Annotated in this window: 11 protein-coding genes; 8 read left to right on the top strand and 3 right to left on the bottom strand. The window is 51.5% G+C overall.

What is annotated here, in order from left to right; all coding sequences use genetic code 11:
• Window positions 1–26: 26 nt before the first annotated feature.
• From pflB to ycaO, 3 genes are all read right to left on the bottom strand, one after another.
• A complete protein-coding gene (gene pflB / locus ACLJQD_RS09050; protein ID WP_001292799.1) occupies window positions 27–2,309 on the bottom strand; it encodes a formate C-acetyltransferase in 2,283 nt (760 codons plus the stop codon).
• A 59-nt stretch (window positions 2,310–2,368) separates the two neighbouring features.
• The gene (gene focA, locus ACLJQD_RS09055) at window positions 2,369–3,226 is read right to left on the bottom strand and encodes a formate transporter FocA (protein WP_017440915.1); all 858 of its coding nucleotides are present in this window, start codon (window positions 3,224–3,226) and stop codon (window positions 2,369–2,371) included.
• A gap of 404 nt (window positions 3,227–3,630) precedes the next feature.
• The gene (gene ycaO, locus ACLJQD_RS09060) at window positions 3,631–5,391 is read right to left on the bottom strand and encodes a 30S ribosomal protein S12 methylthiotransferase accessory factor YcaO (RefSeq protein WP_001538156.1); all 1,761 of its coding nucleotides are present in this window, start codon (window positions 5,389–5,391) and stop codon (window positions 3,631–3,633) included.
• A 136-nt stretch (window positions 5,392–5,527) separates the two neighbouring features.
• Between ycaO and ACLJQD_RS09065 the strand changes: the two genes are divergently transcribed.
• The 8 genes from ACLJQD_RS09065 to ACLJQD_RS09100 all read left to right on the top strand — a co-directional run bounded on the left by ACLJQD_RS09065 (window position 5,528) and on the right by ACLJQD_RS09100 (window position 15,329).
• A complete protein-coding gene (locus tag ACLJQD_RS09065) occupies window positions 5,528–6,220 on the top strand; it encodes a DUF421 domain-containing protein (protein ID WP_000642870.1) in 693 nt (230 codons plus the stop codon).
• Window positions 6,221–6,405: 185 nt separating this feature from the next.
• Window positions 6,406–7,494, top strand: coding sequence for a 3-phosphoserine/phosphohydroxythreonine transaminase (serC, locus tag ACLJQD_RS09070; RefSeq protein ID WP_000079590.1), 1,089 nt, complete (start codon window positions 6,406–6,408; stop codon window positions 7,492–7,494).
• Window positions 7,495–7,564: 70 nt separating this feature from the next.
• Window positions 7,565–8,848, top strand: a complete 1,284-nt coding sequence (aroA, locus tag ACLJQD_RS09075) for a 3-phosphoshikimate 1-carboxyvinyltransferase (RefSeq protein WP_017440916.1) — start codon at window positions 7,565–7,567, stop codon at window positions 8,846–8,848.
• Window positions 8,849–8,990: 142 nt separating this feature from the next.
• Window positions 8,991–9,752, top strand: coding sequence for a M48 family metallopeptidase (locus ACLJQD_RS09080; RefSeq protein ID WP_000792301.1), 762 nt, complete (start codon window positions 8,991–8,993; stop codon window positions 9,750–9,752).
• 172 nt (window positions 9,753–9,924) lie between these two features.
• Window positions 9,925–10,608 carry a (d)CMP kinase gene (gene cmk, locus ACLJQD_RS09085; RefSeq protein WP_000125007.1) on the top strand — a complete coding sequence of 228 codons (684 nt, stop codon included), beginning with the start codon at window positions 9,925–9,927 and terminating at the stop codon, window positions 10,606–10,608.
• A gap of 113 nt (window positions 10,609–10,721) precedes the next feature.
• A complete protein-coding gene (gene rpsA, locus ACLJQD_RS09090) occupies window positions 10,722–12,395 on the top strand; it encodes a 30S ribosomal protein S1 (protein WP_000140325.1) in 1,674 nt (557 codons plus the stop codon).
• 155 nt (window positions 12,396–12,550) lie between these two features.
• On the top strand, window positions 12,551–12,835 hold the full coding sequence (gene ihfB / locus ACLJQD_RS09095; RefSeq protein ID WP_000167332.1) for an integration host factor subunit beta: 285 nt from the start codon (window positions 12,551–12,553) through the stop codon (window positions 12,833–12,835).
• Window positions 12,836–13,064: 229 nt separating this feature from the next.
• Window positions 13,065–15,329, top strand: coding sequence for a ComEC family protein (locus tag ACLJQD_RS09100; RefSeq protein ID WP_017440917.1), 2,265 nt, complete (start codon window positions 13,065–13,067; stop codon window positions 15,327–15,329).
• Window positions 15,330–15,353: the final 24 nt, after the last annotated feature.

Here is a 15,353-nt window from a genome sequence, read left to right on the forward strand (position 1 = left end):
TTATGGCGTAATTTCAGTCAAACCCATTACATGGTCTGCGTGAAGGTACGAGTAATAACGTCCTGCTGCTGTTCTTTCGTCAGGGAGTTAAAACGTACTGCGTAACCAGATACACGGATGGTCAGCTGCGGATATTTTTCCGGATGTTCCATCGCGTCCAGCAGCATTTCACGGTTCATGACGTTGACGTTCAGGTGCTGACCGCCTTCGATGGACGCTTCGTGGTGGAAGTAACCATCCATCAGACCTGCCAGGTTAGTCTTACGAACTTCGTCGTCTTTACCCAGTGCGTTCGGAACGATAGAGAAGGTATAAGAAATACCATCTTTCGCGTAAGCAAACGGCAGTTTAGCAACGGAGGTCAGAGAAGCGACAGCGCCTTTCTGGTCACGACCGTGCATCGGGTTAGCACCTGGTCCGAACGGCGCGCCAGCGCGACGACCATCCGGGGTGTTACCGGTTTTCTTACCATACACAACGTTAGAAGTGATGGTCAGAACAGACTGCGTCGGGATAGCGCCACGGTAGGTGGTCAGTTTCTGAATTTTCTTCATGAAACGTTCTACCAGGTCAACCGCCATGTCATCTACACGAGCGTCGTTGTTACCAAACTGCGGGTATTCGCCTTCGATTTCGAAGTCGATAGCCAGACCATCTTCGTCACGAATCGGTTTAACTTTCGCATATTTGATGGCAGACAGGGAGTCAGCCGCAACGGACAGACCTGCGATACCACACGCCATGGTGCGGATAACGTCACGGTCGTGCAGCGCCATCAGAGAGGCTTCGTAGCTGTACTTGTCGTGCATGTAGTGGATAACGTTCAGCGCGGTGACATACTGTTTAGCCAGCCAGTCCATGAAGTGATCCATGCGATCCATCACTTCGTCGAAGTTCAGAACATCGCCTTTGATCGGTTCGGATTTCGGACCAACCTGCATTTTCAGTTTTTCATCAACGCCGCCGTTGATTGCGTACAGCATGGTTTTCGCCAGGTTTGCACGCGCGCCGAAGAACTGCATTTGTTTACCAACGATCATCGGGCTTACGCAGCATGCGATAGCGTAGTCATCGTTGTTGAAGTCCGGACGCATCAGGTCATCGTTCTCGTACTGCAGAGAAGAGGTGTCGATGGAGACTTTAGCGGCGAATTTCTTGAAGTTCAGCGGCAGTTTTTCAGACCACAGAACGGTGATGTTCGGTTCCGGAGACGGCCCCATGGTGTACAGGGTGTTCAGGAAGCGGAAGCTGTTTTTGGTAACCAGAGTACGGCCATCAACGCCCATACCACCGATAGATTCAGTTGCCCAAATCGGGTCGCCGGAGAACAGTTCATCATATTCAGGAGTACGCAGGAAGCGAACCATACGCAGTTTCATGACCAGGTGGTCAATCATTTCCTGTGCGTCTTGCTCGGTGATTTTGCCTGCTTTCAGGTCACGTTCGATGTACGCATCCAGGAAGGTGGATACACGACCGAAGGACATTGCTGCGCCGTTCTGAGATTTAACCGCAGCCAGGTAACCGAAGTAAGTCCACTGGATTGCTTCCTGAGCGTTAGTCGCCGGACCAGAGATATCGCAGCCGTATTTAGCCGCCATTTCTTTGATCTGACCCAGAGCGCGGTGCTGTTCAGCGATTTCTTCACGCAGACGGATAGTCGCTTCCAGATTTACGCCGTTTTCCAGATCGGATTGCAGAGACGTAAACTGCGCGAATTTGTCTTTCATCAGGTAGTCGATACCGTACAGCGCTACGCGACGGTAGTCACCGATGATACGGCCACGGCCATACGCATCCGGCAGACCGGTCAGAACGCCGGATTTACGGCAACGCAGGATGTCCGGAGTATAAACGTCGAACACGCCCTGGTTGTGGGTCTTACGGTATTCGGTGAAGATTTTTTTGATCATTGGGTCCAGCTCGCGATTGTACGCTTTGCAGGAACCTTCAACCATTTTGATGCCGCCGAACGGGATAATCGCACGCTTCAGCGGAGCTTCAGTCTGCAGACCAACAATTTTCTCAAGCGCTTTGTTGATGTAGCCAGCGTCGTGAGAAGTGATGGTGGAAGCAACGGAGGTGTCAAAGTCAACAGGCGCGTGAGTGCGGTTTTCCTGTTTAACGCCTTCCATTACGCTGTCCCACAGCTTGGTGGTCGCGTCAGTAGCGCCAGCCAGGAAGGACTCGTCACCCTCATATGGAGTGTAGTTTTTCTGAATGAAGTCACGGACGTTTACTTCATTCTGCCAGTCACCTTTGGTAAAACCTTCCCAGGCTGTGGCTAACTTTTCATTAAGCTCGGACATGTAACACCTACCTTCTTAAGTGGATTTTTTATTTACTGCGTGTAATGGGCATCAACAGATTAATGATGCTCGTTACCACGCAGGTAAATGACCCAGTATGTCAACCCGACCAACAAACCGCCGCCGATAATATTACCGATCGTGACCGGAATCAGGTTATCAGTGATGAAGCTCATCACGGTCAGGTGAGAAAAACTTTCCGGAGACGAACCGACCGCGGTCCAAAACTCCGGTGTAGCGAAATCGCGTATTACAATACCCATAGGAATCATAAACATGTTTGCGATACTGTGCTCAAAACCGCTGGCGACAAACATGGCGACGGGCAGTACCATGATGAACGCTTTGTCCATCAGGCTACGACCTGAGTAGCTCATCCACACGGCCAGACAAACCATCAGGTTCGCCAGAATACCGAGGCAGACAGCTTCAACAAAAGTGTGGTGCATTTTGTGGTCGGCGGTTTGCAGGACGTTAAGTCCCCATTGACCGTTGGCAGTCATATACTCGCCGGAAAGCCACATCAGTAACACGAAAAGCAGAGCGCCAATCAGGTTACCAAAATAGACGTTTAACCAGTTTTTAGCCAGTTGCCCCCAGGTGATGCGACCGCTAGCTTTAGCTACAACGATCAGAACAGTAGAGGTGAAAAGATCAGCGCCGCAAATAACACAGAGAATCAGTCCCAAAGAGAAACAGATACCCCCGATAAGTTTCGCCATGCCATAAGGCATCGCGCCAGTACCAGTTGTCGCAGTAATATAAAAAACAAAGGCAATTGAAATGAATACGCCGGCGGTAATCGCCAGATAGAAAGTCTTAAGCGGATGTTTCGTTGCTTTATAGACGCCTGCTTCTTCAGCCACTTTGGCCATTGCTGCAGGGAGTAAAAGGTCAAAAGGGTTGTCAGCTTTCACACTAACTCTCTCTTTATTAAGTCGGCGACGAGATACTAACAAAGCATTATAGATGAGAATTTGATATAGATCATATCTCGCCTGGCTTATAGGCCCGTAAGTCGCATGGCTTTTATGCAATTATGGTGTAACTTTTTGATTATACTAATAAAAATAAATTTTAAAAATTATAAATAGAGTTGAATTTTTTCCTGACTCCTCCTGCTGCACGGTTAATTAATATGGAGTAATCAACAAATAAAGTAACATCACTATGTCAATTAATTTAATATCAACAACCAATGTTTAACTTTGTTATTACATTTTTCGCCGTTTAGTGAAAATAAATAAAACGGGGCCGCAAAGGCGCCCCGTAATATAACGCAGCCGAGAGGGTAAACCTACCCTAAGTCACTCATATGGCCTTATTTTGACCAGTATGCCGCTTTCGCGCGCTGTAATTTATCATACGCTTTTAACAAGGACTGATGCGCCGGGAACGCTTGTAGATCGTGGTCGACAGCCGGTAGTCCATAAAAAGCCGCTTCACCGCTAAGCGCGGCGCTGGCGGCTTCTACAGCCTCTGCGCCATACATTTTTATAAAAGCATTGAGATATTGCAGTGGCTGACGCGCATCTTCTTGCGACAGGAGCAGCAGCGTTTGCAGGCAACGGTAATAGTTTGCGCGTGCCGGACTAAAGACCGACGAATTGAACTCCATCGTCCATTCTGTCCAGATTAGCGCCTGCTCCAAATCGCCGCCCGCTAACGCTAGCATTGCTTTTAATTCGCCGACGCGCAGTGTATACCAACCATTGTCCGCTCCGGTCGCCAGACCCAGCAGTTCACGCACGCGGGTGAAATCGTCAAAACCTTCTTCATCCAATTGTTCAATCAGATTGAGATAGTCTTCTTTATTCCAGGCGCTACCGGGCAGCGAAAGCAGAGTCTCACGAAGATGGCTACCCATATTGTTGTTGGCCAGCCACAGATCTTCGGCAGGATAAATATCAGACATTCCCGGTACGATAATACGACAGGCGTATACGCCGAGATGCTCGTAATCGGCAATGTAAACTTCTTTATCTTCAGCAGCAAAGATGGCCATCAGCGTGGCGAATTCTTCTTCGGTAGTGCCGGAAAAACTCCAGTCCGTGAACGGGTAATCGGCGTCCTGTTTGAACAGATCCCAGGAAATCAGGCCGCTGGAGTCGATGAAGTGGGTCTCCAGATTAGTGTGCTCCGCGACTTCTTCATCATCGAACGTTGGCGGGGTGAAGACATCAAGATCTTTCAGACCGCGTCCCTGGAGTAGCTCGGTCACTGTACGTTCCAGCGCAACGCCAAAGTCAGGATGCGCGCCAAAAGAAGCAAAGCAGGTACCGTTAGCCGGGTTGAACAGCACGACGCAGATAACCGGATACTTACCGCCCAGCGAGCCGTCATAGGCGAAAATCGGGAAACCCTCGGCTTCCAGCGTGGCGATTGACTCCATTACCGCCGGATAACGCGCCATCACCTCTGCGGGAATCTCCGGCAGACTGATACTTTCCGCAATGATGCGATTTTTCACATAACGCTCGAAGACTTCCGACAGTCCCTGAACGCGGGCTTCATTACGCGTATTGCCGGCGGACATTCCGTTAGAGACGTACAGGTTGCCGATGATATTCATCGGAATATACACGGTCTGGTTATCGGACTGACGGGTAAATGGCAGACCACAGATGCCGCGAGCTTCATTGCCGGACTGAAGATCAATTAACTGGCTTCCGGTGAGTTCATTTTCCGGATCGTAAAACGCGCGCAGACGGGCATCAAGCAAGCCTTCCGGTACGTCGTCATTTTCAGTCAGCGGAAACCACTTTTCATTCGGATAATGCACGAATGGCCCGTTGGCGACTGTTTCGCCAAGCCAGAAATCAGCAAAAAAGTAGTTGGTTGACAGACGCTCGAAGTATTCGCCCAGCGCCGAGGCCAGCGCCGCTTTTTTGGTCGCGCCTTTTCCGTTGGTAAAGCATAACGCGCACTCTTTATCGCGAATATGCACTGACCAGACGTTTGGCACCGGGTTCAGCCAGGAGGCCTCTTCGATGTGAAAGCCGAGGTCGAGTAACTTTTGCTGGAAGCGGGCGATGGAGTCTTCCAGCGCGGCGTCTTTGCCGGGAATGAATGTTTGCGTCATGAAAATCACTTTTGTCGTACGGAAAGCGCGCAATGATACGGGTTTTATGTGACGGGCGCTATCTCGCCGGGACATCGGCGGAAATAAAAGTATTGGCTATGCTTTTACACTGGAATTCACAGGAAGAGCATAAAAAATGAAAGCATTTGATTTGCAACGAATGGCGCTGGATAACGTGCCGGTAGCGTTTTTGGGGGAAGTGGCGCTACGTAGCTTTTACACCTTTGTTCTGGTGTTTCTTTTCTTAAAGGTGACAGGACGACGCGGCGTACGGCAAATGTCGCTTTTTGAAGTGCTGATCATTTTGACATTGGGGTCGGCGGCAGGCGACGTCGCGTTTTATGATGACGTTCCGATGCTCCCTGTTCTGGTGGTATTCATCACCCTGGCGCTGCTCTATCGCCTGGTCATGTGGCTGATGGCGCATAGTGAAAAGTTGGAAGATCTGCTGGAAGGCAAGTCGGTGGTCATTGTTGAAGACGGCGAACTGGCGTGGGAAAAACTGCAGCGCTCGAACATGACGGAGTTTGAGTTTTTTATGGAGCTTCGCTTGAATGGCGTTGAGCAACTGGGGCAGGTCAGACTGGCCATCCTGGAGACAAACGGACAAATCAGCGTCTATTTCTTTGAAAATAAAGACGTTAAGCCGGGGTTAAGCATTCTTCCTGAGCACTGTACGCCACGCTTTATCGTGGTGCCGGAGGCTGGCGACTATGCCTGCGTACGTTGCAGTGAAGTGATACGCATGAACGTCGGGGAAAAGCAATTATGTCCGCGCTGCGCAAATCCAGAATGGACGAAGGCAAGCCGGGCTAAACGCGTTGTTTAACAGCGAAAATATCGGATTTATACGGTTAATCCGGAAGATTGTGTTGTGTGACGCATGCCGCATTTTCTCCTCGCATTGTTTTACCCATTGCGGCGCGTGTCACTGAATGATAAAACCGATATTCACATGAATAACGTTTGCCTGATGTCTGTCAGGCAGGGAACAATGCAGCGTGGTGAGGGGAAATGGCTCAGGTCTTTAATTTTAGTTCAGGTCCGGCGATGCTACCGGCGGAAGTACTTAAACTGGCGCAACAGGAACTGCGTGACTGGCACGGTCTTGGTACGTCGGTAATGGAAATTAGCCATCGAGGCAAAGAGTTTATCCAGGTCGCTGAAGAGGCGGAGCAGGATTTTCGCGATCTCCTTAATATCCCCTCCAACTATAAAGTTTTATTTTGTCACGGCGGCGGTCGCGGGCAGTTTGCTGGCGTGCCGCTCAATCTGCTGGGCGATAAAACCACGGCGGATTATGTCGATGCCGGTTACTGGGCGGCGAGCGCCATCAAAGAAGCCAAAAAATACTGTGCGCCGCAGATTATCGACGCCAAAATCACCGTTGATGGCAAACGTGCCGTAAAACCGATGCGCGAGTGGCAGCTTTCCGATAACGCCGCTTATTTACACTATTGCCCGAATGAGACCATTGACGGCATCGCCATCGATGAAACGCCGGATTTTGGCCCGGAGGTGGTCGTCACGGCGGACTTTTCTTCTACCATCCTGTCTGCGCCGCTGGACGTCTCTCGCTATGGCGTAATTTATGCTGGCGCGCAGAAGAATATCGGTCCGGCAGGGCTGACGCTGGTTATCGTCCGGGAAGATCTGTTAGGCAAGGCGCATGAGAGCTGCCCGTCCATTCTCGACTACACCGTCCTGAATGATAACGACTCGATGTTTAATACGCCGCCGACTTTCGCCTGGTATCTTTCCGGCCTGGTGTTCAAATGGTTGAAAGCGCAGGGCGGCGTGGCGGCGATGCACAAAATCAATCAGCAAAAAGCGGAGTTGCTGTACGGTGTGATTGATAACAGCGATTTCTACCGTAACGATGTCGCACAGGCCAACCGTTCGCGGATGAACGTTCCGTTCCAGTTAGCGGACAATGCGCTGGACAAGGTCTTTCTGGAAGAGTCTTTCGCCGCCGGTCTGCACGCCTTAAAAGGGCACCGTGTTGTTGGCGGTATGCGCGCCTCTATCTATAACGCCATGCCGATTGAAGGGGTGAAAGCGCTGACCGATTTCATGATCGATTTTGAGCGTCGCCACGGCTAATACGTTTCTTTTTTCATCCCCACGGCCAGTCTGTGGGGTTTTTATTTCTGTTTTTTGAGAGTTGAGTTTCATGGAATCCCTGACGTTACAACCCATCGCGCGGGTCGATGGCGCCATTAATTTACCTGGCTCCAAAAGTGTTTCAAACCGTGCTTTGCTCCTGGCGGCTTTAGCTTGTGGTAAAACCGTTCTGACGAATCTGCTGGATAGCGATGACGTCCGCCATATGCTCAATGCCCTGAGCGCGTTGGGGATCAATTACACCCTTTCTGCCGATCGCACCCGCTGTGATATCACGGGTAATGGCGGCGCATTACGTGCGCCAGGCGCTCTGGAACTGTTTCTCGGTAATGCCGGAACCGCGATGCGTCCGTTAGCGGCAGCGCTATGTCTGGGGCAAAATGAGATAGTGTTAACCGGCGAACCGCGTATGAAAGAGCGTCCGATAGGCCATCTGGTTGATTCGCTGCGTCAGGGCGGGGCGAATATTGATTACCTGGAGCAGGAAAACTATCCGCCCCTGCGTCTGCGCGGCGGTTTTACCGGCGGCGAGATTGAGGTTGATGGTAGCGTTTCCAGCCAGTTCCTGACCGCTCTGCTGATGACGGCGCCGCTGGCGCCTGAAGACACAACTATTCGCGTTAAAGGCGAACTGGTATCAAAACCTTACATCGATATCACGCTAAATTTAATGAAAAGCTTTGGCGTGGAGATAGCGAACCATCACTACCAACAATTTGTCGTGAAGGGCGGTCAACAGTATCACTCTCCGGGTCGCTATCTGGTCGAGGGCGATGCCTCGTCAGCGTCCTATTTTCTCGCCGCCGGGGCGATAAAAGGCGGCACGGTAAAAGTGACCGGGATTGGCCGCAAAAGTATGCAGGGCGATATTCGTTTTGCCGATGTGCTGGAGAAAATGGGCGCGACCATTATCTGGGGCGATGATTTTATTGCCTGCACGCGCGGCGAATTGCACGCCATAGATATGGATATGAACCATATTCCGGATGCGGCGATGACGATTGCCACCACGGCGCTGTTTGCGAAAGGAACCACGACGTTGCGCAATATTTATAACTGGCGAGTGAAAGAAACCGATCGCCTGTTCGCGATGGCGACCGAGCTACGTAAAGTGGGCGCTGAAGTCGAAGAAGGGCACGACTATATTCGTATCACGCCGCCGGCGAAGCTCCAACACGCGGATATTGGCACGTACAACGACCACCGTATGGCGATGTGCTTCTCACTGGTCGCACTGTCCGATACGCCAGTCACGATCCTGGACCCGAAATGTACCGCAAAAACGTTCCCTGATTATTTCGAACAACTGGCGCGGATGAGTACGCCTGCCTAATTCTTCTGTTGCGCCAGTCGACGGGCTGGCGCGCCGAGTCCGTATTCGCACTATTTTTATAATTATGACTAATGCTAATTTGTTGATGATTTAACACATTGATTTATGTGTTTTTTATAATAGTTATCAACGGAAGATTAGTATGAAAAATAAATCATTATTACTGGCGGTGGCGATTTCCGCTACGCTACTGGCAGGATGTAAAAATGGCGTGAATGGCAATTTAATCGCCAGTTCCGGCATGTCAGCCTACAAAGCCGCCACACTGTCCGATGCGGATGTTAAGGCATTATCTAATAATGCCTGTAAACAAATGGACAGCGAGAATCAACTGGCAGGTTCGAAAAGCAAATACACCAAACGTCTGAGCAAAATCGCCAAAGCGCTGGGTAACAACATTGACGGTACGCCGGTTAGCTATAAAGTCTATATGACCAGCGATATCAACGCATGGGCGATGGCGAACGGTTGCGTTCGCGTATACTCTGGCCTGATGGATCTGATGACCGATAATGAAATTGAAGGCGTACTGGGCCATGAACTGGGCCATGTCTCTTTAGGGCACTCCCGCAAGGCAATGCAGACCGCCTATGCCACACTGGCGGCTCGCGATGCGATTTCCGCCACCAGCGGCGTCGCAGCGCAGCTTTCCCAGTCTCAATTGGGCGATCTGGCGGAAGGCGTCATCAATTCGGCGTTTTCTCGCAGTCAGGAGTCGGATGCGGATGACTTCTCTTACGATCTGCTGAAAAAACGCGGGATTAACACCCAGGGCTTAGTCACGGCATTCGATAAATTCGCCACAATGGACGCAGGTCATGCAAAATCATTGATGGACTCCCACCCGGCCTCAGCCGATCGCGCGCAGCATATGCGCGACAGAATTGCCGAAGATAAAAAGTAAATCATTGTCATCTTTCGGGCTGGTTTCTCGCCGGCCCGCTATAATTGCGCAATTATTCCGCATCTGATTACAGACAAAACTGGTTTTTGCACGCAACGTTAACGGTCGCGAGCGTTGGCGCGTATAATGCGCGGCGTTTACGTTAACGGTACGCCTGTTTAAGGAGATAAAGATGACGGCAATTGCCCCGGTAATAACCATTGATGGCCCAAGCGGTGCAGGTAAAGGCACCTTGTGCAAAGCAATGGCGGAAGCATTGCAATGGCATCTGCTGGATTCCGGCGCGATATACCGCGTACTGGCGCTGGCGGCATTGCATCACCATGTCGATCTCGCCTCTGAAGATGCGCTGGTGCCGCTGGCGTCCCATCTGGACGTGCGTTTCGTCTCAACGGACGGCAACCTGGAAGTTATCCTGGAAGGCGAGGACGTTAGCGGCGAAATCCGTACGCAGGAAGTCGCGAACGCGGCATCCCAGGTGGCGGCATTCCCACGCGTGCGTGAAGCGCTTCTTCGCCGCCAACGCGCATTCCGCGAAGCGCCTGGTTTAATCGCCGATGGACGCGATATGGGGACCGTGGTCTTCCCGGATGCGCCGGTAAAAATTTTCCTTGACGCCTCCTCGGAGGAACGTGCGCATCGACGTATGCTACAGTTGCAGGAGAATGGCTTTAGTGTTAACTTTGAACGCCTTTTGGCCGAGATCAAGGAACGCGACGATCGCGATCGTAATCGCGCTGTAGCGCCGTTAGTTCCTGCTGCTGATGCATTAGTTTTGGATTCTACCCGATTAAGCATTGAGCAAGTGATTGAAAAAGCGTTACAATATGCGCGCCAAAAATTGGCTCTCGCTTAAATGCGACCGAATTTGTAGTACCCCCGTTGCAAAGGATTGACAGCGGGTATGTTAAACAACCCCATCCGGCACGGAGCCAGGTGGACGTTAAATATGAAACCTGAAGATTAAACATGACTGAATCTTTTGCTCAACTCTTTGAAGAATCCTTAAAAGAAATCGAAACCCGCCCGGGTTCCATCGTTCGTGGTGTTGTTGTTGCTATCGACAAAGACGTAGTACTGGTTGACGCCGGTCTGAAATCTGAGTCTGCCATTCCGGCTGAGCAGTTCAAAAACGCCCAGGGCGAACTGGAAATCCAGGTTGGTGACGAAGTTGACGTTGCTCTGGATGCAGTAGAAGACGGCTTCGGTGAAACTCTGCTCTCTCGTGAGAAAGCTAAACGTCACGAAGCATGGATCACGCTGGAAAAAGCTTACGAAGATGCTGAAACTGTTACCGGTGTTATCAACGGCAAAGTTAAGGGTGGCTTCACTGTTGAGCTGAACGGTATTCGCGCGTTCCTGCCGGGTTCTCTGGTAGACGTTCGTCCGGTGCGTGACACTCTGCACCTGGAAGGCAAAGAGCTTGAATTCAAAGTAATCAAGCTGGACCAGAAACGTAACAACGTTGTGGTTTCTCGTCGTGCCGTTATCGAATCCGAAAACAGCGCAGAACGCGATCAGCTGCTGGAAAACCTGCAGGAAGGCATGGAAGTTAAAGGTATCGTTAAGAACCTCACTGACTACGGTGCATTCGTTGATCTGGGCGGCGTTGACGGCCTGCTGCACATCACTGATATGGCCTGGAAACGCGTTAAGCATCCGAGCGAAATCGTGAACGTTGGCGACGAAATCAACGTGAAAGTGCTGAAATTCGACCGCGAGCGTACCCGTGTATCCCTGGGCCTGAAACAGCTGGGCGAAGATCCGTGGGTTGCTATCGCTAAACGTTATCCGGAAGGTACCAAACTGACCGGTCGCGTGACCAACCTGACCGACTACGGCTGCTTCGTTGAAATCGAAGAAGGCGTTGAAGGCCTGGTTCACGTTTCCGAAATGGACTGGACCAACAAAAACATCCACCCGTCCAAAGTGGTTAACGTTGGTGACGTAGTGGAAGTGATGGTTCTGGATATCGACGAAGAACGTCGTCGTATCTCCTTAGGGTTGAAGCAGTGCAAATCTAACCCGTGGCAGCAGTTCGCAGAAACCCACAACAAGGGCGACCGCGTTGAAGGTAAAATCAAGTCTATCACTGACTTCGGTATCTTCATCGGCCTGGACGGCGGCATCGACGGCCTGGTTCACCTGTCTGACATCTCCTGGAACGTTGCAGGCGAAGAAGCAGTTCGTGAATACAAAAAAGGCGACGAAATCGCTGCAGTTGTTCTGCAGGTTGACGCAGAACGTGAACGTATCTCCCTGGGCGTTAAACAGCTCGCCGAAGATCCGTTCAACAACTGGGTTGCTCTGAACAAGAAAGGCGCTATCGTAACCGGTAAAGTCACTGCAGTTGACGCGAAAGGCGCAACCGTAGAACTGGCTGACGGCGTTGAAGGTTACCTGCGTGCTTCTGAAGCATCCCGTGACCGCGTTGAAGATGCGACTCTGGTTCTGAGCGTTGGCGACGAAGTTGAAGCTAAATTCACCGGCGTTGATCGTAAAAACCGCGCAATCAGCCTGTCTGTTCGTGCGAAAGACGAAGCTGATGAGAAAGATGCCATCGCAACTGTTAACAAACAGGAAGATGCAAACTTCTCTAACAACGCAATGGCTGAAGCATTCAAAGCAGCTAAAGGCGAGTAATCCTCTGAAACTTCGGGCCTTTTAGTCCGAAGTATAACGAGATTACTTGACAGATTGCAGGTTTCGGCCTGTAATCAAGCACTAAGGGCGGCTACGGCCGCCCTTAATCAATCTCACGGCTGCAGCCAATTTGCCTTTAAGGAACCGGAGGAATCATGACCAAGTCAGAATTGATTGAAAGACTTGCAACCCAGCAATCTCACATTCCCGCTAAGGCGGTTGAAGACGCGGTAAAAGAGATGCTGGAGCATATGGCCTCGACTCTTGCGCAGGGCGAGCGTATTGAAATCCGCGGTTTCGGCAGTTTTTCTTTGCATTACCGCGCGCCTCGTACCGGACGTAACCCCAAGACCGGCGATAAAGTGGAACTGGAAGGAAAATACGTTCCTCACTTTAAACCGGGTAAAGAACTGCGCGATCGCGCCAATATTTACGGTTAAGTTTTAACGCAAAACTTGAACCCGAAAAAAGCACCGTCAGGGTGCTTTTTTCATTTATACGCCGTCAGGCGCAAACGCTATTCGACCGAAAACTGGAAAACGTTTCGCATTTTTTGCTGCGTCTTACATTTATCAGGTAAAAAACCTGGAATCCGCGCCGTATAGCACAAAATCCCCTCCAGACAATGGCGTCCTGAACCTGCACACTTTCCCGCACAGGGAGGTGTCTATGAAGATAACGACGGTCAGCGTATGCGTAGTATGCGGAATACTTCCGCTCATGATATTGCCAGTATTACCTGACACGTGGATTCTCGCGGTGCTGTTTTGTCTGGCATGTTTGCTTTGCCTCATACCCCATCACTATGCGCGCTACGCGGCGTTAACTTTGCTCTTTTTCATGTGGGGGATATTTGCCGCCAGGCAGGCCATCTGGGCGGGAAACGTCCTGCCCGCCGCGACGCAGGAGGCGACAGTCGTCATTACTGCCACCGATCATATGACCACTCATTATGGGCGAATCACCCATTTGCGCGGAAAGCCGCTCTTTCCTGCTGTAGGGATTGTCCTGCATGGCCAGTACTTACCCACGGAAGTGTGTGCCGGACAACAGTGGGCGATGACGCTGAAGGTCAGAGCGGTACACGGACAGCTTAACGAAGGCGGTTTTGATAGCCAACGTTACGCGCTGGCGCAGCATCAACCGTTGACCGGGCGTTTTCTACAGGCTAAAGCGATTAACCCTGAGTGTAGCTTGCGAGGGCGCTATCTTGCTTCGCTTCGCGCTACGCTTGCGCCTTATCCGTGGCAGCAGGTTATTCTGGCGTTGGGAATGGGGGAGCGGGGAGCGGTGTCGCAGGAGGTGAAGGCCGTTATGCGCGATACGGGGACTGCCCATTTGATGGCGATTTCCGGCCTGCATATCGCTTTTGCCGCGTTATTGGCTGCCGGATTAATCCGTGGCGGACAATTCTTTTTGCCGGTCAGATGGATTCGTTGGCAGACGCCATTGCTGGGCGGCATTCTTTGCGCGATATGTTATGCCTGGCTTACCGGCTTACAACCGCCTGCGCTGCGCACGGTGGCGGCACTGAGCGTCTGGGGAGGATTAAAATTAAGCGGACGACAGTGGAGCGGCTGGCAAGTCTGGTGCTGCTGTCTGGCCGCGATTATTTTCGCCGATCCTGTGGCGGTTATATCACAAAGTCTTTGGCTGTCAGCATTTGCGGTTGCCGGCCTGTTATTCTGGTATCAGTGGTTTCCTGCGCCAAACGGAAATTTTCCACGGGGCTTACGTTGGTTGCTTAACCTGCTTCACCTACAGGCAGGCATTACACTTCTGCTTTTGCCTCTCCAGGTGGCGCTTTTTCATGGCATAAGCGTTACCGCAATGCTGGCGAATCTTTTTGCCGTACCCTGGGTCACATTTGTGACGGTTCCACTCATCCTGGCGGGAATGATTCTGCATTTAACCGGGCCGTTTTTTCTTGAAGAGTGGGTATGGTACCTGACCGATCGCGCGTTAGCCGCGCTATTTTACCTGTTGAATGCTTTACCGCAGGGCTGGGTGAATATTGATAACCGTTGGCAGTGGCTGACGCTTTTACCCTGGCTAACGCTTATCGCGTGGCGATTAAACGTCTGGCGTACCTGGCCGGCGGTCTGTTTATGCGGGTTATTGTTGATGAGCTGGCCACTCTGGCGGCCGATAAACGCCAGCGGATGGCAGGTGCATATGCTGGATGTCGGTCAGGGGCTGGCGATAGCGATCGTCAGGGGCGATAAAGTAATACTCTACGATACCGGTCGGGCATGGCCGGAGGGCGACAGCGGGCAACAGGTTATTATTCCCTGGTTGCGCTGGCATAATCTGACGCCGGAGGGCGTTATTTTGAGTCATGAGCATCTGGATCATCGGGGCGGGCTGCGTTCGCTACAGCAGGTCTGGCCGTCAATGTGGATTCGCAGCCCGTTAGGCTGGCAGGGACATTTGCCCTGTTTTCGCGGCGAGCAGTGGCAATGGCAGGGGCTAACGTTTCAGGCACACTGGCCGTTACGCGAAAGTGCCGATCGAGGAAATAACCGTTCTTGTGTGGTCAAAGTGGATGACGGTGTACATAGCATCCTGCTCACGGGCGATATCGAAGCGGGCGCTGAACAAAAAATGCTAAGTCGTTACTGGCGACATCTTGCGGCGACGTTTATCCAGGTGCCGCATCATGGTAGTAATACGTCGTCGTCGTTACCATTTATTCAGCGCGTACATGGTGAAGCGGCGCTGGCGTCCGCATCGCGCTATAACGCATGGCGGCTGCCGTCCCGCAAGGTAAAACAGCGCTACCGACAGCAGGCGTATCAGTGGTTTGATACACCCCACCAGGGGCAAATTTCGCTGCTGTTTTCTCCGCAGGGCTGGCGCATACAAGGCTTACGGGATCAAATTTTACCTCGCTGGTATCATCAGTGGTTTGGCGTGTCCGAGGATAACGGGTAGAATATGCGGCTATTTCAACAAATG

Source organism: Salmonella sp. SAL04214, assembly GCF_046550615.1.
In the GTDB taxonomy this organism is placed as follows: Bacteria; Pseudomonadota; Gammaproteobacteria; order Enterobacterales; family Enterobacteriaceae; genus Salmonella; species Salmonella enterica.